Consider the following 24,501-nt stretch of genomic DNA (forward strand, 5'->3'; position numbering starts at 1 on the left):
TTTGCCTCCTATAAGACCTCAATTTTATTTTTATATTTACTTAGATTCTTTGTCGCATTTCTTGTATCAAAAACAAATTTTGATGTTCCTACAATACTTTCATAATCATATTTTGAATGATCTGTAGTTATAACAACAATATCCGATGAACTGAGCAAATCTGATGTTAATTCTTCTGATTTATATATTTTCCCATTATATTTGAACTCAGGTATATAAGGATCATTATATTTTACAACTGCACCATCTTTTTCCAATATTGATATTATCCTTAAAACAGGTGATTCTCTTAAATCATCAATATCTTTTTTGTATGCTACTCCTAATAGCAATACATTTGATCCATTTAGTGGTTTTTTAAACTTATTTAAAATCCTCGATATTCTTTCAACTACGAATTCAGGCATATAATTATTTATTTCTCCTGATGTTTCAATTAACCTTGTATGATAATCATATTCTCTTGCTTTCCAGGTAAGGTAAAAAGGATCTATTGGTATGCAATGACCGCCAAGTCCAGGACCTGGATAAAATGCCATAAAACCATATGGCTTTGTTTTCGCTGCATCGATTACTTCCCATACGTTAATACCCATCCTATTGCAAAGTATAGCCATTTCATTTGCCAATGCTATATTAATATTTCTAAATGTATTTTCATATATTTTCTCCATTTCTGCTACTTTAGGACTAGATACTTCAAATACTTCCCCTTCAAGGACATTTCTATAGAGAGATGCAGCAATCTTTGTACATTCTTTTGTAACACCACCTACAACTTTTGGTGTATTTTTAGTTTTATATTTTTTATTCCCCGGATCTACTCTTTCTGGTGAAAAAGCAAGAAAATAATCTACTCCACATACTAGACCTGTCTCATCCAATATCGGTTTTACAACTTCTTCCGTTGTTCCTGGATATGTAGTACTTTCTAAAACAACAAGCATTCCTCTATGTAAATACTTTGCAATAGACTTCGTAGAATTTACAACATATGATAAGTCAGGTTGCTGATTTTTATCAAGTGGAGTAGGTACACATATAGATACAGCATCAACTTCACCTAAAAAGCTGTAATCCCATGTTGCCATTAATTTTTTATCAATAACTAGTTTCTCTAATTCGCTATCTACTATATCGCCGATGTAATTTATGCCTCTATTAATTTTTTCCACTTTTTCTCTTTGAACATCAAATCCTATAACCTTGTATCCTGCTTTGGCCTTTTCTACGGCAAGTGGCAATCCAACATAACCCAAACCTATTACACCAATAACTGCCTTTTTGCTCTGTATCTTATTCAAAAGTTCTAAATATGTATTGTTAAATTCTTCTTTAACCAATTCCATAATACTTATCCCCTTAATTTATAATTTCATGAAGTACTTCACTTATATAATTAATTTCATTGTCTGTGATTTCAGGAAACATAGGTATTGCAAATATTTTTTTGCATAAATCTTCAGCTACTGGCAAATCACCTTGTCTATATCCTAAATTGGTATATGCTTTTTGCAAATGCAATGGAACAGGGTAATATATTCCTGTTGCGATACCTCTCTCTTTTAATTTCTGCATTATAATTTCTCTATTTTCACATTGAATACAATATAAATGATATATATGTTTTGCTTCTTTTATTTTATATGGAGTTTTAATAACGTCTGATAAATCGCTTAATAAACTATCATATTTATTAGCTGCATTTATTCTCATGTTATTCCATGTATCAAGATATTTTAATTTTACTCTTAAAATTGATGCTTGTAACTCATCCAGTCTACTGTTATATCCAATTTCTTCGTTATAATATTTCTTTTTGCTGCCATGTTTCCGCAATATGTCTACATTTTCAGCTATTTCTTTATTATTAGTTACAACCATTCCTCCATCGCCATAGCCGCCAAGATTTTTTGTAGGGAAAAATGAAAAGCATGCGGCATCTCCAAACGTGCCGACTTTTTGTCCCCTATATTCTGCCCCTATTGCCTGACATGCATCTTCGATTACATATAAATTATGTTTTTTAGCAATTTCCATAATTTTATCCATATTACTGAGTTGTCCAAAAATATGTACTGGTAAAATAGCTTTCGTTCTTTCAGTTATTTTCTCTTCTATTAAATCTGGATTTATATTATAAGTATCTGGGTCTATATCAACAAAGACTGGCACTGCACCTACTAATGAGACTGCTTCTGCTGTTGCAAAAAAGGTAAAAGGAGTTGTTATAACTTCATCTCCTGGCCCTATATTGAGAGCTCTTAATGAAAGAACCAAAGCATCAGTTCCATTTGCTACGCCTATTGCGTATCTTACACCTAAATATTCTGCTATTTCTTTTTCAAAAGCTTTTACTTCTGGACCTAGGATGTATTGCCCATTTTCTAAAACTTTTTCTATTGCTTGATTTATTTCGTCTTTTAAATTTTTATACTGTCGTTTTAAATTAATTAATTCTATTTGCATATTTAAAACCCTCTCTAGAAATTTTGATTTCTATAAAAATAAAAAATCCCCCATCCACCCAATTATACTAAATTTATGTTTCGTACAATTACATTTTATATCATTTTGGCATCCTTTTTTATCTTCTGGAAAATATAAAGGACTTTATTACTATATTACAAACTATGTATTCTGCATTAATCTACAAAATCCTTCTTTATCCATTACATTTTTCCTCTATAAATGTAATATTAAGGACTTTTTTCCTATGTTCTGTAATATATATTCTGCATCACTCTGCAAAATCCTTCTTTGACAATTATAATATTACTATAACTCAGTTAAAATCTGTGTTACACAGTATAACCAACAGGGTTGTCCATAATAAAACAGCCTCCTATGATATTTTTATTTTATCATAGAAAGCTGCATTTTACAGGCTTTTATTTATAGGCTCGCCTAAATCATTTTATATATCTCATCTATTGAATTACTCTTAATTACTGCTATTAGAAGCTCATCAAATTTTTCTTCATTGTTTATCTTTATCACTTTTTCTTTCAGATCATCGGGTATTGTATCAAACTTAGCCTTTATGGCATTTAGAACAGCTTCTTTCCTGCCCTCAATTTTTCCTTCTATTCTGCCTTTCTTTATGCCCTCTTTTCTGCCTTCTTCAATTAATGCTGCACCAATCCTGGTCATCCTTACCACCTCCTTCAGTCGATCTATATATTCCTTTCTAACATACTTATCAGCCAACCCAAGCACCGTAGCAATTACTACAGATTGCATGCTTTCATCCTTTATTTCAATTCAAGAGATTATACTGATGTCGTAGAATAGCTAAAGACGTTTTCCCTCATAATAAAACAGCCTCCTACGATATTTTTATTTTATCATAGAAAGCTGCATTTTACAGACTTTTATTTATTTAAGAATATGCATGACGTTTCTTTTTCCTTACTTTTTGGTTATCTTCTCCATAATAATAATAGTAATAATAATACCCGCCTCTGGATTCTTTTACTTTATTTAAAATTACTCCCAATATCCTGGCGTTTACCTTTTCTAATTGTTCTTTTGCTGCTTTTACAGCTTCTCTTTCTGTCTGATTGGCAGCAGTAACTATTATTGTACCATCAACCATCGTGGATAGTATAGAAGCATCGGCAACACTGTTGACCGGTGGTGTATCAAATAACACAGTGTCATAGATTTCTTTGCATTTTTCTATAAACAGTCTCATCTTTTTAGAGCTTAATATCTCAGCTGGATTAGGTGGAACAGGCCCACTTGTTAATATATCAAGATTTGGTATCTCAGTAGACTGCAAGGTCAACATCTGACCATACTGTATACCTTTCTTTGTCTGTCAAGGAGTCAAAGACAATTACACTTTTTGCATTAAATTTATGATATAAGATGTCAGCGATTTTCTTTGCAATGCCCCATGCCATATCGTATCTCTTGCCTAAATCCTGTCTTTCATTTTCAAGCCGTTCTTTAAGGTAAATGCGATAGGCATCTATCTCTTTTTTTGTTAAGTCTTTTGCTGTTTTAGAGTAGCTCATAGTCCGCCCTCCAAACCGATTGTTCTAGGTTGAGCAAATATTTATACTTTAATTATGGCATTATTCACCTGTAAAATTTTAAGAAAAAAGACAGGTTTCCCTGTCTTTTATACCACATTTATTTTGCCCTCATATATAAGCCCTCTTACAGGATCTATGGTAATGGTCATGCCGTCGGTCAGCCTTTCTGTGGCTCCTGCCGCACCAACTATGACGGGTATTTTGAGCTCAAGCCCTACTATAGCGGCGTGGGATGTGAGGCCGCCCTCTTCTGTTATAACTGCTGATGCCTGTCTCATCAGCTTTATGAAGTCTTCATCAGTGTATCTTGTGACAAGTATGTCGCCCTTCTCAAACTTCTGCTTGTCTTCTTCAAGGTTTCTTATGATAGATACAGTGCCTGTAACAGGCTTACTGCCTATACCCATTCCTTTTACTATGGCGTTACCCACTATATGGACCTTTATCAGGTTTGTTGTGCCCATGAGCCCTACAGGTATACCCGCAGTTATTACGACTACATCGCCGCTCTTTATAACGCCCTTTTCTTGAGCCACCTCCACGCTCTTGTCTATCATCTCGTCGGTAGACTCCATCCTTGGTGCCAGAACGGGATTCACTCCCCAGAGTATGGACAGCTTCTTTAGCACCCGTTCATCAGGTGTAATGGCTACTATGTCTGAAGAAGGCCTGTACCGTGAGACCATCCTCGCTGTATACCCTGACCTTGTGACAGTAATGATGGCATTGGCATTGAGGTCTTCCGCTATGGTGCATGTGGCATGACTGATGGCATTGGTTATATTCACCGTGCTGCCTATGTCTACCGTGCGGAGTATGTTTATGTAGTCTATGGAAGATTCGGTCTTTTCAGCTATCCTTGCCATGGTCTTTACCGATTCTACGGGATACTTGCCAGCCGCCGTCTCGCCTGATAGCATTATAGCATCGGTGCCATCCAGTATGGCGTTGGCCACATCGGTGACCTCAGCCCTGGTCGGCCTTGGGTTCCTCATCATAGAATCAAGCATCTGTGTGGCTGTGATTACCGGTTTACCCGCTTTGTTGCACTTTTTTATTATCTGTTTCTGGACAAGAGGTACCTCTTCCACTGGTATCTCAACTCCAAGGTCGCCCCTTGCGACCATAATACCATCTGATACCTTTATGATGTCATCTATGTTTTCTACGGCTTCCTGGCTCTCTATCTTGGAAATTATCTGTATATCCTCGCCATCATTTTCTTCCAAAATCCTTCTGATCTCCAGGACATCAGCGGCCTTTCTGATAAAGGATGCTGCAACAAAGTCTATACCCTGCTGTATGCCAAAAATTATATCATCGATGTCTTTCTCGGTAATGGCCGGGATATTGAGCTTAGTGCCCGGGACATTTACCCCTTTATGGTCACTGATTGTACCGGAGTTCTGCACATTGCATATGATGTCTTCCCCATCTACCCTTACAACTTCAAGGGCCACAAGTCCGTCATCTATGAGTATTTTGCTGCCCTTTTTAACGTCCCTCAGCAGTTCTTTATAGTTTATAGAGGCAATGCTGCTGTCACCCTCTATATCTCTGGTTGTAAGTATAAAGACCTGGCCCTTTTTCAGTTCTACCGGGCCATCCTTGAATTTGCCGAGCCTTATCTCAGGTCCCCTGGTATCAAGCATAAGGGCAACATTGGCCCCAAGTTCGCCGCTAATCTGTTTTACCCTGTCCATCCTGCTCTTGTGTTCCTCATGGTCTCCATGAGAGAAGTTGAATCTGGCCACATTCATGCCAGCTGCTATCATCTCCTTGAGTATTTCAGGGTTTTCACTGGCCGGGCCCATAGTACAAACAATTTTTGTCTTCCTCAATTTACCCACCTCTAAATAGAAAGGATTTTGCTGAGGTTATACATGTCCATATCAAACTCTCTCTCCATAGCAAGAGCCTCATCTACGTCAAAGTCCACCAATTTATTCTTTTTCATACCTATGACCCTGCATGTCTTACCCTGCAGAAGCAGCTCTACTGCCCTGGCCCCCATCTGGCTGGCAAGCACCCTGTCAAATGCCGTGGGGCTTCCCCCTCTCTGGATATGGCCCAGTATGGTAGCCCTGAAGTCTAATTCCGGAAGCCTTTCTTTTATCCTGTCCAGCAGCTCATATGCTGAGCATACCCCCTCAGCCAGGACTATTATATTGTGGAGCTTTCCTCTGGCCTGGCCTTCTCTTATCCTGTCCACAAGGTCGTCCATGTCAAAGGGTATCTCCGGCACCAATATTATCTCTGCGCCCCCGGCTATACCGGCATAAAGCGCAATATTCCCGCAGTGCCTGCCCATGACCTCTATTATGCTTCCTCTCTCATGGGAAGTCATTGTGTCCCTGATCTTATTGATAGCATCTAATGCGGTGTTCACTGCTGTGAAAAAGCCGATAGAGTAGTCTGTACTTGCTATATCATTGTCAATAGTCCCTGGTATACCTATAGTATTTACACCGTGTTCCTGGCTTAAAAGCTGTGCCCCTCTAAATGAGCCGTCGCCGCCTATGACAACCAGTCCTTCAATCCCGTTATCCTTCAAGACCTTTGCTGCTATCGCCCTGCCTTCGGGCTTTGTAAATTCAGGGCACCTGGCGGTCCTCAAGATGGTGCCACCTCTCTGTATGATGTCCGCCACAGATGACAGGGTCATTTCCTTAAGTTCCCCATTTATGAGTCCTGAATAACCTCTCATTATACCTATTACTTCCAGACCATTAAATATACCTGTTCTCACAACTGCTCTTATACAGGCATTCATGCCCGGGGCGTCACCGCCGCTCGTAAGGACTGCAATCTTTTTCATTGTTAACCTCCTAACCATCATGGACTTATTTTGTCCCGCTTCTCATAAAACATGGGTAGGTTCGCTACCCTATACCCCTGCTGACCAGCACGTCCTGTGCATCCTCTGCTTCAGCTTCGGGGACCATGACCTCATAAAACTCCTCGTCCTTTGCTTTTTTTGAAAGAGGCTGCATCTTTACCAGAAATCCTTCTTCAATTAATATATTCTTGACCTGCTCTGCTGTTTCTTTACTTGTTGCAACATAAACAGCGGTCCACATACTTTGCCTCCTCGAAAAAATGTAATTGAAAATGCCCACTACTATTTTAAGCTATAATTAATTGTTATGCAACTGTTCTAATACAGTTTTGTCCCAAAAGGTTTGACAGCATGTCGTAGAGGTCTTTGCAAGGGGTAACCCACAGGCTCCTGTCAGCCTGAAACCTTTTGTTGTCCCTTTCAAAATAGATGATGACAGGGGTATTCCCCTTGTACCTTTTGAGTATAGACTTTATTTCATTGATTATAGAACCATTAAAATTAGCTGGCACCTTGATGAACATCTTCCCTGAAGACTTTACCATAGGTATAACATCATCACACAGGACCTTGGGCGACTCTTCTTCCTTAATGCTTATCCTGCCTTTTATAAATACAGGCCTTTCCTCGACAAGCATGTTCCTGTATTCCTCATATATGGTCGGGAACACTATCACCTCAATGGTACCATAATAATCCTCTATAGTCACAAAGGCCATCAGGTTGTTACTGCGTGTAAATATTGTCTTGCACTCGGTTATTATCCCTCCTATAGTAACAGGCTGCCCGTCCACAAACCTTGTCTGTTGTCCCTCATCGTCATTCTTGAGGTCAAGACTGGTAATGGTAACTGTGGAGTTGAATTCTTCCTCATACTGGTCTAAAGGATGTCCTGATATGTACACCCCAAGCATTTCCTTTTCAAAATTTAACAGGGCCTCCCTTGGGTATTCCTTTATATCGGGATATTCCTCCTGCGGCATTGCCACAGAAAAAAGCGATATCTGACCAGACAGGTTTTCCTTTTTCTGTTTGCTCGAGCCGTCCATAATGTCCACGTATGCAGCCATGAGTTGAGACCTCTTTACCTTAAAGCTGTCAAATGCGCCAGCCTTTATGAGGCTCTCAATGGTCTTCTTGTTTACTACAGTGAGGTCAACCCTGGATATGAATTCCTTAAAACTCTTATATGCTCCTTTTTTTCTTTCTTCCACTATGCTCTTTACCGCATTCCTGCCTACATTTTTTATGGCGGCCAGGCCAAACCTGATATTGTTCCCAACCACTGTAAACTCTTCATCGCTTTCATTGATGTCCGGTGGGAGTACTTTCATGCCCTTTTTCCTGCAGGATTGAATATAAAAGGCCACCTTATCCATATTGTCTACCACACTGTTTAATATGGCCGCCATAAATTCAACAGGATAATAACACTTGAGGTACGCAGTCTGATAGGCCACAACAGCATAGGCGGCCGCATGGGACTTGTTAAAGGCATAGTTGGCAAAGTCAATCATCTCGTCAAAAATATGGTTTGCCACATCTTCGGGCACACCCTTTCTGATGGCACCGGGCACCTCTATGCTGCCGTCCTCATTGACAATGCCGTATATAAAGTTCTGCCTCTCCTTCTGCATGACATCCATCTTTTTCTTTGCCATAGCACGCCTCACCAGGTCTGACCGACCAAGGGAATAGCCGGCCAGGTCTCTTACTATCTGCATGACCTGTTCCTGGTAGACCATGCACCCATAGGTTACCTCAAGTATGGGCTTCAAAAGCGGGTGCTCATAGGTGACCTCCTCAGGATGATTCTTGTTGTAGACATAGAGGGGTATCTGGTCCATGGGGCCAGGCCTATACAGGGATATGCCAGCTATTATGTCTTCAAGGCAGCTAGGCTTTAAATCCCTCATGAACTGCCTCATCCCGCTGCTTTCCAGCTGAAATACCCCGTCGGTATCACCCGCTGATATCATTTCATATACCTTCGGGTCGTCATAGTCCATCCTGTCCAGGTCTATATCTACACTGCGGTATTTCCTGACATTTTCTATGGCATCCCTGATTACCGTAAGGGTCCTGAGGCCTAAAAAGTCCATCTTGAGCAGCCCCAGCTCCTCCAGCGTGCCCATAGGAAACTGTGTTATGACTGCATCCTCACTCTTCTGAAGGGGTACTATGTCAGTCAACGGAAACTTTGATATTACTACACCCGCCGCGTGGGTCGACGTATGTCTTGGCAGCCCCTCCAGCCTCTTGGCCATATCGATGAGGTTTTTGACGTTTTCATCAGATACATACCTCGCCTTGAGGTCCGGATTTAACTCCAGCGCCTTATCTATGGTCATGTTGAGTTCAAAGGGTATCATCTTGGCTATAGAGTCTACATCCCCATAGCTCATATTAAGCGCTCTACCAACATCCCTTATGGCAGCCCTGGCTGCCATGGTACCAAATGTGGCTATCTGGGCAACCCTGTCCTGCCCGTATTTTTTAACCACATAGTCTATTACCTCGCCCCGGCGCTCATAACAGAAGTCGCAGTCTATATCAGGCATACTGACCCTTTCAGGGTTCAAGAAACGTTCAAACAACAGGCCATATCTGATAGGATCAATCCTGGTGATACCAAGGGTGTATGCCACCAGACTTCCGGCAGCGGAACCACGGCCTGGCCCTGTGACTATCCCATTTTCCCTTGCAAACCTGATAAAATCCCAAACAATCAGGAAATAGTCCACATAGCCCATCTTATCGATAACACTTATTTCATAGTCCAGCCTGTCAGTAAGCTCTTTTGTTATACTGCTATACCTTTCCTTAAGCCCATCATAGCACAGCTTTTTGAGATACGAAAGATTATCATAGCCCTCAGGCACGGGAAATTCAGGAAGGAATACCCTGTCAAACTGAAAGTCTACACTGCATCTCTCGGAAATCCTTACAGTATTCTCTATGGCTTCCGGTATATAATGAAAGAGGTCTGCCATTTCATCGGGCGACTTCAGATAAAACTCCGGGGTTTCAAAGCGGAGCCTGTCCTGGTCGCCTACCTTTTTATTCGTCTGTATGCACAGGAGTATGTCCTGGGCCTGGGCATCCTCCTTATATATATAGTGGACATCATTGGTGGCAACCAGCGGTATACCTGTATCCCTTGAGAGGTCTATCAATTCCTTTACAATATTTTTTTCTACCGGAAGCCCATGATCCTGCACCTCGAGGAAAAAGTTTCCTTCTCCAAATATATCCCTGTACATCAGTGCAATCTCTTTAGCACCTTTATAGTCCCCATATGAGAGCCTGGAAGGTATCTCTCCAGCTACACAGGCAGAAAGGGCTATCAACCCCTCATGATACTCCCTTAAGAGCTCGTGGTCTACCCTTGGCTTATAGTAAAATCCCTCTAACGAGGCTTTGGATACTATCTTTACCAGGTTGGAATATCCGGTATTATTCTCAGCTAACAGTATCAGGTGGTACTGGTCCCTGTCCAGCACCGGATCGCAGTCCCTCATGGTGCGTTGGGCTACATACACCTCACAGCCAATAATTGGCTTTATTCCCTGCTTCCTGCACTCCCTGTAGAAATCTATGACACCATACATTGCCCCGTGGTCTGTAATTGCAATGCTTTCAAACCCCATATCCTTAGCGGTCTGAACCAGCTCCGGTATCCTGCAGGCCCCATCTAAAAGGCTATATTCTGTATGTAAGTGCAAATGGGTAAACCTGTGCATATCCATCACCTGCTCTTAAACATTCTTACAGATAAAATACCCCTTGCCAGTATCTCGTCCTCCGATGACACTGTAATCTCTACCTTGCTAAAGTTTCGACTCATGTCTATAACCTTCGCCTCAATAAATATCTTTATATCTATCTGGATAGGGCGCACATAGAATATGTTAAAGTTTTCTACCTCTGCCTCATAGCGCTTGTTACCAATCACTGCAGAAAGCCCTGCTGCTGCCATAAGGAGCGACAGTGAAGGAAAACTCGCCATCCCTCCATGACTCAACATAAGGGAAGGGACTGTACCTATAAAGATTGCCCTGTTCTGTTCAAAGGTAGCCTCGAAGTTTTTGAGCAGCAGGTCCTCTATGGTCTGTTCCACCTGAGGCTGGTTATACATATCTTGAAAAGCCTTTATGACATCTTCTCTCGAGATTATGCCCAGAAGTTTTTTACCCTCTACAACGGGCATGAGCTCTATACCCTGCCATACCATGGTATGGGCTGCATATGCCACAGTCATCTGAGGAGTGGTTGCAATAGGGTTTTTCGTCATTACATTACCGATGGTCTCATCAGGGCTGGAATCGGCTACATCCCTGGATGTAACCACACCCAGCAGCTCGTTCTTTTCGTTAACCACAGGAAATCTTGTATGTCCTGTCTCCAGCACAGTGTTTCTCCATGTGTCTACCTTATCTTCGGGCCTCAGGCATCTTGGAGATTCCACCATTACATCCCTCACCAGCAGGATTTCCTTTTTGCGCATCTTAAAGTATATGGCCCTGTTTATAAGTGTAGCGGCTGTAAATGTATCATAATCGGTAAGTATGACTGGTATTTTTAGTTCATCTGCCCATGCTTTTATCTCATCAGCACAGTCAAACCCACCTGTAATAAGAAGGCCACATTCTTTTGAAAGACCAATCCTCTGTGCGTCTTCCCTGTTTCCTATTATAAGCAGGTCTCCCGGTGAGATATACTTTTCTATTATATCAGGCGTCATGGCTCCAATAAAAAGCTTATTAACCCTTTTGTACAGGCCATCCTTGCCAGCCGTACATGTACCGCCTACTATGTCTACTATCTCTGTATATGTAAATTTCTCAATATCGCCTTCTTCGTTGTCCTCTACCCTCACTGTACCAACCCTTGGTATGGTATTTACATAGCCCTGGTTTTCGGCCTCCTTTATAGCCCGATATGCCGTCCCTTCACTTACACCAAGGCTAATGGATATGCCTCTAACTGAGATCCTTGTACCTGGCTCGAGTTGCTTTATATATGAAATAATTTCATTATGTTTTGTCAATCAGATCACCTATCCCATATCCTCTACTATAAATAAGCTGGGTTCATTCATCAGATCAACCGTCTTGCCATCATTCATCTTATCGCCTCTACAGTCGTAAATCGGTTTTACCTTTGGCCTCGTAGGCATGTATCTGTTTACCTCTACCACCAGGCCGATAGTCCCATCAGAGAGCTTTACCGTTGAACCAACAGGGTATACGGCTATCCTCTCAAGAAGCTTTGGGACCATAGCAGGGTCAAATTGATGTCCCTCCATAGAAATAAGGTATTCTACCGCCACATGAGGATTTTCCCTTTTCTTATACGGCCTGTTGGATGTGATGGCGTCGAATACATCAGCAACACTGACAATCCTTGCGAACTCATGGATATCATCACCCTTAATGCCCCTTGGATAGCCGGTGCCATCATATCTTTCATGATGAGCAAGAGCAACATATGCGGTCAGACTACTTATTCCCGCATTTCCCTTTAATATATCAAATCCAAAAGTGGTATGCTTTTTCACGAGCTCAAACTCTTCAGGTGTGAGAGGGCCGGGCTTGTTGATTATATCATTGGGAATCATGTTTTTCCCAATGTCGTGCAGCAGCGCTCCAACACCCAGTTCCCTGAGCCTGAGATGGTCATAGCCCAATGATGTCCCCAGTATCAGTGATAACACGCATACGTTGACAGAATGGGCAAATGTATAGTCATTCACACTCCTTATGTCGGTGAGGCTAATCATAACATCTTGATTGGCCAGGATATCATCCATGATATTATCGACAATCCTCATGGCTTCGTAGGCGTTGACTGTCTTGTTCAACTTTATCTTCTCCATAGTTTCAGCCATGAATTTTCTTGCCTCTATCCTTGTTTCCTCTCCTATGACATCTTCTATAACAACATCCTTTGACAGGTCGTCCTCGATATAGATATCATATATACCAAGTTCCTGAAGCTTTTCAATATACTTATAGGTAAGTTTTACACCAGCAGAAAGGAGTATGCTGCCGTTGGAGGCGAAAATATTCCTCGCTACTATATCACCCTCTTTTGCATGTTCTATAAGTATCTTGCGCATTAATATCCCCCTGTCTAAACATTCGCTGCACCCTTTAAAGATTCAGCAATTTTATCCAGTTTTTTGAGTCTGTAATTTACACCCGATTTACCAACCTTAGGTTCTAACATTTCCCCCAGCTCTTTTAAGCTGGCATTTTCATTCATTAATCTCAGCCGTGCTACCTCCTGGAGATTATCCGGCAAGCTCTCCAGCCCAATGGTCTCATCTATATATTTTATATTTTCTATCTGTCTTACTGCCGCATTGACAGTCTTGTCCAGGTTTGCAGTCTCACAGTTTACCAGTCTGTTCACATTATTCCTTATCTCTTTGAAGGCCCTTATATTTTCCATGGACATCAAGGATTGAAAAGCACCCATGATGTTGAGTGCATCCACTATCTTGTCTCCTTCTTTCAAGTATACAACATAATTGTTTTTCCTTTCAATTATTTTAGAACCCAACTTAAAATAGTTCAGGAGACGTCTGAGGGAATATGCGTAGTCAGGGTTATCAGTCACGAATTCCATGTGATAATTCTTTTCCGGGTCACTTAAAGAGCCGCACCCAAGAAATGCCCCTTTGATGTACGCCCTTTTGCAGCAGTTCCTGTGTATTATATCCTTATCAATGGAATAGTTTATGCTTACACCGCCTTCGTTTACGCTTATAATTCCAAGGTCTGCCAGGATGTTTTTGGTATCAGTACCAGGATTTATAGTGTAGGTGTTGTTCTTTTTTAAATGATAATTTTTGGTTATAACTATCTCCGGCTTTATGCCATACTGCTCCTTTAGCAGTATATATATAAGCCTGGCTATGCCTGCATTTTCTGTCTTTATTTGAAATCCCACACTCATATTGCCCATCAGTACCAGGCTCCCAGATGAGTGCAGAAGTGCAGATAATTCAGCCTTCATGCAGCAGGCCTTTTCGGGGATTCCCCTCGCCAGCTCTTCCTTTACATTCATTGAGAACGACATTTATAGCACCACCTATATGCACTATCATATTTATTATATAACAACCGCACATAAGATTCTACAGTTAAACTTATAAGACGCTGTATTAACACAAAATACATGAGACAGGTTCATAAAATCTCAGGGTAAAAAAATAAAAGGCCGCCTCCATGAGCGGTTAAGCCTTTCTCAATATCTCTTTCTCATTATTGTATACGCTGTTTGTCCATTTATTGCACTTATCTCCCCACCTAGCCACAACTGTGCCGTTCTGTATAAATTCAACAACCTCGCACATGTTGGCACAACCATCACAGTCAAAACCATTGGTCTCAAACTTCATATCGGATATTTCAAATCCTTTAAAGTCCGTATACCCTTTTTTCTTCACAGCTTCTTTTGCAAGCAGGGCCGAGCCTATAGCACCCATGACCCCATAGTGCTCAGGCACAATAACCTTTTTGCCCAGTGCCCTTTCAAAAGCTGCCTTTATGCCCTTGTTGGCTGCCACACCCCCCTGAAACAATATTGGCTCCAGTATTTCCTTCCCCTTCCCTATGTTGTTGAGGTAATTTCTCACCAGTGCTTCACAAAGGCCGTTTATTATATCCGGTATGGAGTACCCTAACTGCTGTTTGTGTATCATGTCAGACTCAGCAAATACAGTGCATCTTCCGGCTATCCTTACAGCAGCCTCTGACTTCAATGCAATGTCGCCAAACTCTTCAATCGGTATGTTTAACCTGTATGCCTGCTGGTCTAAAAAAGAGCCTGTCCCGGCTGCACATACAGTATTCATTGCAAAGTCAGTAACAATACCATTCCTCAGTATTATAATCTTTGAATCCTGACCGCCTATCTCCAGGATGGTATGTACATCAGGCAATATATGAGTGGCTGCCACTGCATGTGCTGTAATTTCATTTTTCACTATATCAGCGCCGATAATAAGGCCGGCAAGCTGTCTGCCACTCCCTGTTGTACCTGCACCGCATATTTCCACATCCCTGCTCAGTCCCTCTCCAATCTTTTTAATACCATCCTGTACCGCCCTTATTGGCTGACCCTGTGTCCTTAAGTATACTGAGTTTATGACTTGTCCATCTTCGTCTATTAAAGCTATATCTGTACTCACAGATCCTACATCTACTCCTAAATATGCTCTCATATTAAAGCCTCCATAAACATATATAACTGAATTACATTGCTAAACAAATAATTAAAAGTAATTATATAGTTTTCATTAAGAGCATAATAGACTCCTTTTTAGGATGCCTCAGGATGTTACATGCCTTGCCCAATTAAAGGATGTCTTTGATGTTATCGACATGCATATCATACATTTACAGCGCCCATCTCACGTCTCCTCATGAGCAGGTCTACAAATGCCTCTATGCGTGTTTGGTATCCGGCCTGGCCAGTGTTCTCGTCGTAACTCAAGGACATTACAGGAATATCTAAATCCCTGCTCATCCTGTTTAATATCCCCTGGGCCACAATCTCCGGTGTGCATGTAAAAGGAAATATCTGGATTATCCCATCATACCCCATATCAGCAAACTGCCTTGTATTGCCTATGGTATTTATGGCATGGCCACCAATGACCCTGTTCAGATACGGCCTGGCCGCTTCCTTTATCTTTTTTAATTTCCGGGGAAATATATTCATAAGCACATAGTCGCTTATATACTCAGTCTTCTCCACCTCTACCCCGAGCTCATTGAGCTCTTTAAAAATATCCTGGCTGGGGTATGGTTCAATCAGAAAATATATTTCACCTACCACAGCAATCCTCAATGCCTTGTCATCGGCAGGAACAGTCAGGGACTTCATTTCTTCAATTGCCCTGAGGCCAAGCTCTTTAACCTCCTTAGGGTCCATAGATTCATCGATATAGCCCCTGTATTCATTGTACTTATCTGTCACTGCCCCTCTATGCACCTCATGGGCACGGTACACCAGCATAGCCTTCTCCATCTTGTCCAAATAGGCCATCTTTTCCCATGCCAGCTTTACCGCATTGATGACCTTCTTGAAGGTCAATCCAGGGAACAGCGACCCAAAATCCTTTAGGAAGTCTATGAGCCTTCCCTGTGGCGGCTCTATAATCACCATCTTGGGGTTGTAACCCAAATCCTTCAATATCTCTCTTTCTACCTGCCCGTAGTAGCCAAACCTGCACGGGCCAATGCCACCAAGCATTATTATCGTATCAGCTCCCAATTCCAAGGCCTCAATGAAATTCCCAACGTTTATTTTCAATGGAATACAGGCAAATTCTGGAGAATACTGCACGCCCAATGAAAGTGTCCTCTCTGTGATTGGCGGTGGTGTAACAACCTCCGCCCCAAAGCCTTCAAATAGGGCCTTAAGAATGATATCCAGATTGCCCATATGCGGATAAGTAAGCCTCATATCAGACTACCTCTTTCCACCTCAACAGATCCATAAAGGCCTCAAGCCGTGTTATGACACCAGCCTCACCTGTATGTTCATCTATGGTTAACGATAGTAGAGGGACTGTGTTTCTCCTCTTGTATTCCCTCTCCACCATCTCCTTGATGAGAGAATCTGGACCGCACCCGAAAGCGGTAATTATTATTACTCCATCTACAGTACCGCTGTCCAGCATATATCGCCCCGCCCCAAGCATTTCCCTGCCGTATGTCCAGAACATGTCCTTGGGATAGCACGAGGCTCCATACTCAATATCGCTATCTTTCAGCATATCGGCAGTAACCAGGGTACCGCCAAAGTCCTCAACCTTCTTTATAATATTCATGTTGACATATTCGTCCATAAGGTTATAGCTATGTCCCAGCAGACCAATCCTCAAAAGACCGTTGTCCGGTTTTTTTGCCACCTTTGCACCCTCTATTTTCCTCAATGCTTCTCCCGGAAGGAGTCCCGACTTTAAATAACCCTCATAGGTGCTCTGCGCTATAATGGCCGCCTCTTCAGCCCTCTTGATTTTTTTCCTGTCTCTGGTAAAGATTCTGCCAATCCTGTCCAGTTCTCTGCCAACCATCCTGTTGTATCCCCTGTACAAATCTATCTCCATATCTATAAGAGGGGGGATATCGCTCAATGAAGCCCTTACAAGATCCGGCAGTCCAAGAAACTTGGCGCACAGGTATCTCTTTTTCTCCACACTTACTATGCGTGGAACAAAAATATAGTCTACACCTTTCTCCTTTAAATTCAGGACATGTCCAAAAAATACCTTCACAGGAAGACATGCCTCGTCTACGGTATTTGATACCCCGTCATCCACTATCTTCTTGTTTGTCTTCGGTGATAATACCACCTCTGCTCCCAATTCATTAAAAAAAGCCTTCCATGCAGGATAGAAGTTATAGTATAGCAGTGCACGGGGAACACCTATCTTTATAGCCAAGATGTACCATCCCCTTTGTAATGTTACTCATTCAAATTATTTCCATTCCCTGCGTAAATTATTCATTTTTTATCCTTATTATTTAATAATAAGTAAACAGAATGGCAACCTTCGCTCATCAAGCCATATAACAACATAATAACTTGTTTATAAAGAATTATAGTACTTTCATATAAAAAAACAAGACCCCCGTGCTTTTACATCAAATAAAAAAACAAACAGTCAGCCGCTGTCTTACTGAGGCCTTTTACTGATAAGGAGGCTTTTTATATAAAAATAATCAAATACCCTTGAATGGTCTTTTTTCAATCTGGTGTTTAATACCACCTCCATGATTCTATATGCCAGCTTCTTTTCATCATGCCTTATATAGTCTTTTTTTAATTTGATAAAGTCATCATATATCACTTCGGGCCCTGGTGGAATCTTTTTTATCTCTTTAACAAGTTCTGCACCATCTTCTCTGTATTTATTTTCTATCTCTGCTGATACAGTACCATTGTTCGCTATTATATAGTCAATATTGTCAACCCCTCCAAGCCTTTTTATAGCGTCATAATGGTCAAGCAGGTCATATCCCTCTGTTTCGCCGGGCTGCGTCATTATATTGGATATATAAATCTTAACTGCCCCGGATTCATTTACAGCTTTGCTCACGCCAGCGACACAAAAGTTGGGCAATATACTTGTGTACAGGCTGCCAGGACCTATTATAACAGCATCTGCTTCCCCTATGGCGTCCAGTACCTTCTCATAGGCTGGAGGATCTTTTGGCTTTAAATATACGCTTTTTATTGATACACCGGTATTATGGGATATCACAGGTATCTTGGACTCCCCCTCCACCACTGCCCCATTAGAAAGTTCCGCTACAAGCCTTACATCTTCAAGTGTGACAGGCAATACCCTTCCCGCAATTGAAAGCACCTCACTCATCTTTTCTATACCCTTTTCAAAGCTTCCCGTTATATCATTAATGGCAACAAGAAATAGATTGCCGAAACTCTGACCCTTCAATGAGCCATCCTTAAACCTGTAGTTTAAGAGTTTATCCATTTCTGGCTCAGTGTTGGCCAGTGCAAGTATACAGTTCCTTATATCGCCTGGCGGCAACATGCCCATCTCTTCCCTTATAATGCCGGAACCTCCACCATCGTCAGCTACTGTAACAACGGCCACAAGGTTTGACGTATATTCCTTCAGGCCTCTGAGGAGTGTGGAGAGCCCTGAGCCGCCGCCTATCACCACTATTTTGGGCCCTCTCTGTAAAATATGATACTTAAAGATTCCATTGTGATGAACCAGGGATTTTAGATTCTCATAGTATCGAATGTCAATATACATCACTGCAAATACTATTGTGACTATAACAGCACCAATTATGAGCATGTGGCCATCCATGAAATACGATGCAGTGATAAGTGAAATCCCCCCAAGAAACCCAAGAAGGTATAAAAGACGCTTCACAACTACCCCTCCTCTATGTCCCTGTGTTCAATATACGCATTGTAGTCCTTCTTTTTCAACCTGTCGTAAAGCAGGTTTGCAATGGTAATGGAACGATGTCTGCCGCCGGTACACCCAATGGCTATCACCAGCTGGCTTTTCCCTTCCCTGATGTAGAAGGGTATGAGAAATTCAATCATATCCTCAAGCCTGTCTAAAAACTCAGATGCCTCTTTGTTTTGCATTACGTATCGTTGGACCTCCCCGTCATTGCCGGTGAGCGGTCTTAATTCATCTATATAAAACGGGTTTGGGAGAAATCTGACGTCAAATACCAGGTCTGCGTCTAACGGCAACCCGTATTTATATCCAAAGGATACAATATTGATAATGAGGCCACTGAATTTCCTCCCCTCTACATATATGTTGTAGAGCTGCTCCTTTAACTGTGCAGATGTGAGGCCTGTAGTATCTATTATTATGTTAGCAATCTTCTTTACATCCCCTAAAAGCTCCCTTTCTCTTTTAATCCCCTCCATGATATTCCCTTTATTATTTAAAGGATGCTTTCTCCTTGTCTCTTTGTATCTGCGTACCAGTACAGCATCTGAAGCCTCAAGGAATATTATTTCATAGGGATAGTTTGCCTCTTTAAGATATTCTATACCCTCAAAGAAGTCATGAAAAAATTCTCCCCCGCGTATGTCCATAACAAGGGCCACATTGGAAATTTTTTTTGAATCAAAACACAGGTCAGCCAGCTTTGGTATAAGTGCCGGCGGCAGATTATCTATGCAGAAGTATCCTATGTCCTCCATGGCTTTCATAGCCTGGGACTTTCCAGCCCCTGAAAGTCCGGTGATGATGACAAACCTCATATCAATTCCTCCTACGGTCCTCACCAATAATTTTTATCTCCGGGTACATATCAACCCCAAATTTATCCTTTACGGTTTTCTGTACCATATCTATAAGACGGATGACATCCGATGCAGTGGCATTGCCAAGGTTTATTATAAAGCCGGTATGTTTTTCTGATATCTGCGCATCGCCTATCCTCGCCCCCCTCAAGCCTGCATCCTCAATGAGTTTACCTGCATAATATCCAGGCGGTCTCTTAAACACACTTCCTGCAGAAGGATATTCTAAAGGCTGCTTTTCCTGCCTCCTCCTGGTAAGGTCGTCCATGGTGCGCTTTATTGTTTCCCTGTCTCCTACCCTTAATAAAAAACATGCCCTGAGGACAACCAAATCCTTGCTCTGGACTACGCTCGCCCTGTATCCAAATTCCATTTCTCCATTATTCAGTACATATGATTTCATACTCTTTTTATCTAACACCTCACACCACTCGAGCACATCCTTGATTTCACCGCCGTATGCCCCGGCATTCATATAGACAGCCCCTCCGACCGTACCAGGTATGCCACACGCAAACTCCATTCCTGTAAGAGAGTTCTCGAGAGCAGCATTGCAGACATCCTTTAGAGGCGCCCCTGCCTCTACTGTTATCCTCGTCCCGTCCACATATATGCCATTAAGCTTTGTGACATCCACTACTGCGCCACGTATGCCCCCATCCCTTACAAGAAGGTCGGTGCCTTTGCCAATAATAATATAGGGATAATCGTGCATCGTAAGTACTACGAGTGTGGAAACCAGTTCCTTTCTGTCCTGTGGTGCTATGTATATATCTGCAGGCCCGCCTACCCGGAAAGAGGTATGGCAGGACATGGGTTCATCCATCATAATGTTTTCCGGATTCACACAGTAAAGAAGGTCATTATATATCAATTTAGCTATATTTATTGCAGACATGATCTTTGACTCCTTTTGATTGTATTTATTTGATATTTTATGCAGTAAGTCAATTTTCAAGCACAACCATATTAAGTATATCATAACCTTACGCATTATAGACAAAAAATTAAGGGCCTTTACAGACCCCTATTCATTGATACATACCTTTATCTTCTTGTCAATGCAACCCTCGCTGTCATATTCAAATACATATGCCCCCCATTTTTCTACCCTGAACTCACAGCTGCAATCCCTGCAAAAGTACTTTTTCTTTCCTATTTTCCCTATGTTAGTACTTTTGCATATTGGACAACGCACTTAAATCACCTCGCAATTTAAGGCTTAAACCGCCTCAATCTTAAAGCGTTGGTCACCACAGATACTGAGCTAAAGGCCATCGCAGCGCCTGCAATGGCTGGGTTCAATAGTCCTGCTGCGGCAAGAGGTATGCCTGCTGTGTTATATCCAAATGCCCAGAAGAGGTTCTGTTTTATATTCCTCATCGTAGCCCTGCTCAGCTTTATTGCAGTCACAATACCTCTGAGATCTCCACTCATAAGGGTTATATCCGCTGCCTCCATTGCTACGTCAGTGCCTGTGCCTATTGCTATCCCCACATCTGCTGCAGCCAAAGCTGGAGCATCATTAATGCCATCACCTACCATTGCAACAATTTTACCTGACTCCCTTAGCTTTGCTACCTCCTCTGCTTTATTCTCAGGTAGTACCTCAGCAAGTACGTGGTCTATGCCAACCTGTTTTGCTATAGCTTCGGCAGTACGCCTGTTGTCACCTGTTATCATCCATACTTCTATACCCATATCCTTAAGCGCCTTAATTGCTTCTTTTGAGCCATCTTTGACTGTGTCAGCTACAGCTACTATACCTTTAATCCTGTCTTTCTCTGCTAATATCATAGCTGTTTTGCCTTCGCTTTCCAGTCGGTCCAGTATGGATACAATTTCGTCAGATATTTCAATATTTTTGATATTTATTAATCTCCTGTTACCTAAATATAACTCTTTTCTGTCTATTTCTGCAACCACACCATGCCCCGGTATTGCTTCAAATTTTGCCGGATCTGCCATTTGCAGCTGGTTTTCCTTGGCTTTGTTCACAATTGCTTCACCTAACGGGTGCTCAGAATTTTTTTCTGCTATAGCTGCAAGTCGCAATACCTCGTTCTCCTCTGTACCGTCTATGCTGATAACATCTGTAACCTCAGGTTTACCTTTTGTTATAGTACCAGTCTTATCCAGAATTATGGCATTTATCCTGTGGGCCCTCTCTAAGTGCTCACCGCCTTTTATCAGCACCCCGTTTTCTGCACCCTTGCCTGTTCCCACCATGATGGATGTTGGAGTGGCCAGGCCGAGGGCGCATGGACAGGCTATGACCAGTACTGATACTGCAGCTACCAATCCTACAGTAGCATTGCCAAAGCCAAAGGTCCATACCAAGAATGTAGCTAATGCTATAAGTATAACCGTTGGTACAAATATACCTGATATCTGGTCTGCCAGTTTCTGAATGGGTGCCTTTGAACCCTGGGCATCCTCTACCATCTTTATAATCTGGGCCAGGGCTGTATCCTTGCCTACCTTTGTAGCCCGGAACTTGAACGATCCAGTCTTGTTTATCGTGGCTCCAATGACCTCATCTCCTTCTTTCTTCTCTACAGGAATGCTCTCGCCTGTGAGCATTGATTCATCCACTGAGGAATAACCCTCTATTATCACTCCATCCACCGGTATCTTTTCGCCGGGCCTCACTACCACTATATCTTCTACCTCAACATCCTCTACAGGAATATCCTGTTCCACACCGTCTCTTATCACTCTTGCGGTCTTTGCCCTAAGCCCCATGAGTTTTTTTATCGCCTCGGATGTCCTGCCTTTAGCTGATGATTCCAGGTACTTCCCGAGGAGTATTAAAGTAATTATCACTGCTGCTGCCTCAAAATAAAGCTGATGGTAATGGCCAAGTATGACATTGGCTAAGCTATAAAAATACGCTACTGAAGTACCCATAACTATGAGTACATCCATGTTGGCGCTGCGGCCTCTTAATGCGTGATAGGCATTTTTATAGTATCTTGACCCTATCCAGAACTGTATCGGAGTATCTATGACAAGCTGAAAATATGGGTTTGACAAAAAGGTCATAATGCCAAAACCTATCTCCAGTATCATATTTAAGACCAAAGGGACTGTAAGTATAGCAGATATTACAAACGATGTCCAGAGACTCTTTGCCTCTCTCTCCCTTTCCTGTCTTTCTATATCTACCCCTTCTTCTTTTTCTCTGGCATCATATCCGACTTTCCTTATGGCCTTTATCATGTCCTGGACAGTGACTTCACTGCTGTTGAAGTCAACCGTGGCTGTCTCTGTTGCAAAGTTTACAGTGGCCTTGACTACGCCATTCAACCTGTTTAAAGTCTTCTCTATAGTATTGGCACATGAGGCGCATGACATTCCGATAAGCATAAGCTGTGCCCTGTCAAATACAACATCATAGCCTAAATCCCGCACCTTATTAACCATGTCGTCCATGCTGACCTGGGCAGGGTCGTATATAACTGTGCCTCTCTCTATGCTAAAGTTGACATTGGCCTCCTTCACACCCGGTAGTTTCGATAGGCCACGTTCTATAGTATTGGCACAGGAAGCGCATGACATTCCTTTTAATTTCAATGTCACTTTCTTCTCATTACCCTTTACATCTTTATTTATTGTCTCCATTTTTCTTCCTCCTCTTTGCAGTTATACCCCGTGGGGGTATCTTCTGATTTTATTCTATCCCATATATTTCTTAATGTCAATACTTATTATCCAAAATAATAATTAATTCCAGTGTACAAAGCAGGTAGAGTCGACATGTAAAGACCGGAGGCACCATAAAGTGAGACTTAGCCGCTCTTAGCCTTGAAACAAGCGAGGCATGAAAAAGTGCTATACAAAAACACTGAGTGTGAAAAGCAGAAAATATGTATTCTAAGAAAGAAATAATGAGTAGGGCCAATTGGCCCTACTCATTATTTATCCTGCAACGGCTTCTCCTCATTTTGTTCACGCTGATGATTTCCGTGGCATCCACCGCCGTGGTTATGCCCAAACATCCCAAACGTCATAAGTATCATCATTAATGGACAAGCTAACACTGCAAGCAATGGTAAAACTCCTAATATCCAGTTCATATATTCATCCTCCTTTCATAATACCCTATACGGGTATTATAATATACTTTTCCCGAAAAAGTGTGATGGAAGTATGATATATTTGTAAACATAATAAAGACACCGGAAAGATCCGATGTCTGAATATTTATAGAATATTAAGAGCAAGTACAGCTACCACAGCAGCAACTGTAAGTCCAATTATATAGGGGGTATAATTTACTTTACTGGCTGTCTCTTCATTGCTTATTACTCCAGCCTCTTTTGTCTTTGGCCTCTCCGGATCAAATTCTTCACCACAGCATCCTGCCATTCCGTACACTTCCCTTTAGGTTTAATTTTAAGCTACTACTTCATACCCTGCATCATCAACAGCAGCCTTTATGTCGTCCAATGTAACCTTTGCAGGATCGTATGTTATATCTGCCTTACCTTCTTCCAAACTTACCTTCACATCTGATACTCCATTTAGAGATTTAATGGCATTTTCCACATGCATCTTGCAGTGCTCGCATGTCATGCCGTTAACCTTTACCGTCATTTTTTCCATTTACATCACCTCCAGAAACGTTATATACGGTAGGGGGGTACCCTATCTATTTTTATTTTACACCTAATTGCAAACAAAGTCAATACAAATGCTGGCAGCAATTATGACATATATAAGAATCTTATCATATTTAGTCATTTGCATTACCTATACCAATTATACCTTAATGGGGTATAATATAAT

At 41.7% G+C, this 24,501-nt stretch carries 22 protein-coding genes; all 22 read right to left on the reverse strand.

The window, feature by feature from the left end; translation table 11 throughout:
- Positions 1-8: 8 nt before the first annotated feature.
- Positions 9-1,349: a nucleotide sugar dehydrogenase gene (locus FWJ32_RS01815; RefSeq protein ID WP_149544281.1), complete on the reverse strand. Its 1,341-nt coding sequence runs from the start codon at positions 1,347-1,349 to the stop codon at positions 9-11.
- A 13-nt stretch (positions 1,350-1,362) separates the two neighbouring features.
- Positions 1,363-2,469, reverse strand: a complete 1,107-nt coding sequence (locus FWJ32_RS01820) for a DegT/DnrJ/EryC1/StrS family aminotransferase (RefSeq protein ID WP_149544282.1) — start codon at positions 2,467-2,469, stop codon at positions 1,363-1,365.
- A gap of 438 nt (positions 2,470-2,907) precedes the next feature.
- Positions 2,908-3,243 carry an RpnC/YadD family protein gene (locus FWJ32_RS01825; RefSeq protein ID WP_149544283.1) on the reverse strand — a complete coding sequence of 112 codons (336 nt, stop codon included), beginning with the start codon at positions 3,241-3,243 and terminating at the stop codon, positions 2,908-2,910.
- A 139-nt stretch (positions 3,244-3,382) separates the two neighbouring features.
- Entirely contained in the window at positions 3,383-3,784 is a 402-nt protein-coding gene (locus FWJ32_RS01830) for a CpsD/CapB family tyrosine-protein kinase (protein ID WP_203227543.1), read from the reverse strand.
- Positions 3,771-4,022: a hypothetical protein gene (locus FWJ32_RS01835; protein ID WP_149544285.1), complete on the reverse strand. Its 252-nt coding sequence runs from the start codon at positions 4,020-4,022 to the stop codon at positions 3,771-3,773. The genes FWJ32_RS01830 and FWJ32_RS01835 overlap by 14 nt, the downstream gene beginning before the upstream one ends.
- Before the next feature lie 107 nt (positions 4,023-4,129).
- Entirely contained in the window at positions 4,130-5,884 is a 1,755-nt protein-coding gene (gene pyk / locus FWJ32_RS01840; RefSeq protein WP_149544286.1) for a pyruvate kinase, read from the reverse strand.
- Positions 5,885-5,895: 11 nt separating this feature from the next.
- Positions 5,896-6,861: a 6-phosphofructokinase gene (pfkA, locus tag FWJ32_RS01845; RefSeq protein ID WP_149544287.1), complete on the reverse strand. Its 966-nt coding sequence runs from the start codon at positions 6,859-6,861 to the stop codon at positions 5,896-5,898.
- A 64-nt stretch (positions 6,862-6,925) separates the two neighbouring features.
- Complete coding sequence (locus FWJ32_RS01850; RefSeq protein ID WP_149544288.1) at positions 6,926-7,123, reverse strand: hypothetical protein; 198 nt, start codon at positions 7,121-7,123, stop codon at positions 6,926-6,928.
- Between the two features lie 64 nt (positions 7,124-7,187).
- A complete protein-coding gene (locus tag FWJ32_RS01855; protein ID WP_149544289.1) occupies positions 7,188-10,625 on the reverse strand; it encodes a DNA polymerase III subunit alpha in 3,438 nt (1,145 codons plus the stop codon).
- A 5-nt stretch (positions 10,626-10,630) separates the two neighbouring features.
- Complete coding sequence (locus FWJ32_RS01860) at positions 10,631-11,932, reverse strand: DRTGG domain-containing protein (RefSeq protein WP_149544290.1); 1,302 nt, start codon at positions 11,930-11,932, stop codon at positions 10,631-10,633.
- A 9-nt stretch (positions 11,933-11,941) separates the two neighbouring features.
- Positions 11,942-13,003, reverse strand: a complete 1,062-nt coding sequence (locus FWJ32_RS01865; protein ID WP_149544291.1) for an HD-GYP domain-containing protein — start codon at positions 13,001-13,003, stop codon at positions 11,942-11,944.
- Between the two features lie 14 nt (positions 13,004-13,017).
- Entirely contained in the window at positions 13,018-13,968 is a 951-nt protein-coding gene (gene whiA, locus FWJ32_RS01870) for a DNA-binding protein WhiA (protein ID WP_149544292.1), read from the reverse strand.
- 157 nt (positions 13,969-14,125) lie between these two features.
- Positions 14,126-15,115, reverse strand: a complete 990-nt coding sequence (locus FWJ32_RS01875) for an acyl-CoA dehydratase activase (RefSeq protein WP_149544293.1) — start codon at positions 15,113-15,115, stop codon at positions 14,126-14,128.
- A gap of 167 nt (positions 15,116-15,282) precedes the next feature.
- Positions 15,283-16,362 carry a 2-hydroxyacyl-CoA dehydratase gene (locus FWJ32_RS01880; RefSeq protein WP_149544294.1) on the reverse strand — a complete coding sequence of 360 codons (1,080 nt, stop codon included), beginning with the start codon at positions 16,360-16,362 and terminating at the stop codon, positions 15,283-15,285.
- A 1-nt stretch (position 16,363) separates the two neighbouring features.
- Complete coding sequence (locus FWJ32_RS01885; protein WP_149544295.1) at positions 16,364-17,344, reverse strand: acyl-CoA dehydratase activase-related protein; 981 nt, start codon at positions 17,342-17,344, stop codon at positions 16,364-16,366.
- A 234-nt stretch (positions 17,345-17,578) separates the two neighbouring features.
- Positions 17,579-18,811, reverse strand: a complete 1,233-nt coding sequence (locus FWJ32_RS01890) for a gluconeogenesis factor YvcK family protein (RefSeq protein WP_238988757.1) — start codon at positions 18,809-18,811, stop codon at positions 17,579-17,581.
- A gap of 2 nt (positions 18,812-18,813) precedes the next feature.
- Positions 18,814-19,668, reverse strand: coding sequence for an RNase adapter RapZ (gene rapZ, locus FWJ32_RS01895; protein WP_149544296.1), 855 nt, complete (start codon positions 19,666-19,668; stop codon positions 18,814-18,816).
- A gap of 1 nt (position 19,669) precedes the next feature.
- Complete coding sequence (gene murB / locus FWJ32_RS01900; RefSeq protein WP_238988764.1) at positions 19,670-20,539, reverse strand: UDP-N-acetylmuramate dehydrogenase; 870 nt, start codon at positions 20,537-20,539, stop codon at positions 19,670-19,672.
- Between the two features lie 386 nt (positions 20,540-20,925).
- Positions 20,926-23,334, reverse strand: a complete 2,409-nt coding sequence (locus FWJ32_RS01905) for a heavy metal translocating P-type ATPase (protein ID WP_149544298.1) — start codon at positions 23,332-23,334, stop codon at positions 20,926-20,928.
- A gap of 293 nt (positions 23,335-23,627) precedes the next feature.
- Positions 23,628-23,789: a DUF2933 domain-containing protein gene (locus FWJ32_RS01910; protein WP_149544299.1), complete on the reverse strand. Its 162-nt coding sequence runs from the start codon at positions 23,787-23,789 to the stop codon at positions 23,628-23,630.
- Positions 23,790-23,916: 127 nt separating this feature from the next.
- On the reverse strand, positions 23,917-24,081 hold the full coding sequence (locus FWJ32_RS13265) for a hypothetical protein (protein WP_162523469.1): 165 nt from the start codon (positions 24,079-24,081) through the stop codon (positions 23,917-23,919).
- A 27-nt stretch (positions 24,082-24,108) separates the two neighbouring features.
- Positions 24,109-24,318, reverse strand: a complete 210-nt coding sequence (gene copZ, locus FWJ32_RS01915; RefSeq protein WP_149544300.1) for a copper chaperone CopZ — start codon at positions 24,316-24,318, stop codon at positions 24,109-24,111.
- Between the last annotated feature and the right edge of the window lie 183 nt (positions 24,319-24,501).

The organism is Calorimonas adulescens (genome assembly GCF_008274215.1).
GTDB lineage: Bacteria > Bacillota > Thermoanaerobacteria > Thermoanaerobacterales > UBA4877 > Calorimonas > Calorimonas adulescens.

Bases quoted from the DNA above. Each gene is read 5' to 3' on its own strand.
- FWJ32_RS01815 (WP_149544281.1), bottom strand. From the start codon at position 1,349: ATGGAATTGGTTAAAGAAGAATTTAACAATACATATTTAGAACTTTTG.
- FWJ32_RS01820 (WP_149544282.1), bottom strand. From the start codon at position 2,469: ATGCAAATAGAATTAATTAATTTAAAACGACAGTATAAAAATTTAAAA.
- FWJ32_RS01825 (WP_149544283.1), bottom strand. From the start codon at position 3,243: ATGCAATCTGTAGTAATTGCTACGGTGCTTGGGTTGGCTGATAAGTAT.
- FWJ32_RS01835 (WP_149544285.1), bottom strand. From the start codon at position 4,022: ATGAGCTACTCTAAAACAGCAAAAGACTTAACAAAAAAAGAGATAGAT.
- pfkA (WP_149544287.1), bottom strand. From the start codon at position 6,861: ATGAAAAAGATTGCAGTCCTTACGAGCGGCGGTGACGCCCCGGGCATG.
- FWJ32_RS01850 (WP_149544288.1), bottom strand. From the start codon at position 7,123: ATGTGGACCGCTGTTTATGTTGCAACAAGTAAAGAAACAGCAGAGCAG.
- FWJ32_RS01855 (WP_149544289.1), bottom strand. From the start codon at position 10,625: ATGCACAGGTTTACCCATTTGCACTTACATACAGAATATAGCCTTTTA.
- FWJ32_RS01865 (WP_149544291.1), bottom strand. From the start codon at position 13,003: ATGCGCAAGATACTTATAGAACATGCAAAAGAGGGTGATATAGTAGCG.
- whiA (WP_149544292.1), bottom strand. From the start codon at position 13,968: ATGTCGTTCTCAATGAATGTAAAGGAAGAGCTGGCGAGGGGAATCCCC.
- FWJ32_RS01875 (WP_149544293.1), bottom strand. From the start codon at position 15,115: ATGAGAGCATATTTAGGAGTAGATGTAGGATCTGTGAGTACAGATATA.
- FWJ32_RS01880 (WP_149544294.1), bottom strand. From the start codon at position 16,362: ATGAGGCTTACTTATCCGCATATGGGCAATCTGGATATCATTCTTAAG.
- rapZ (WP_149544296.1), bottom strand. From the start codon at position 19,668: ATGAGGTTTGTCATCATCACCGGACTTTCAGGGGCTGGAAAGTCCCAG.
- murB (WP_238988764.1), bottom strand. From the start codon at position 20,539: ATGATGGATGAACCCATGTCCTGCCATACCTCTTTCCGGGTAGGCGGG.
- FWJ32_RS01905 (WP_149544298.1), bottom strand. From the start codon at position 23,334: ATGGAGACAATAAATAAAGATGTAAAGGGTAATGAGAAGAAAGTGACA.
- FWJ32_RS01910 (WP_149544299.1), bottom strand. From the start codon at position 23,789: ATGAACTGGATATTAGGAGTTTTACCATTGCTTGCAGTGTTAGCTTGT.
- FWJ32_RS13265 (WP_162523469.1), bottom strand. From the start codon at position 24,081: ATGGCAGGATGCTGTGGTGAAGAATTTGATCCGGAGAGGCCAAAGACA.
- copZ (WP_149544300.1), bottom strand. From the start codon at position 24,318: ATGGAAAAAATGACGGTAAAGGTTAACGGCATGACATGCGAGCACTGC.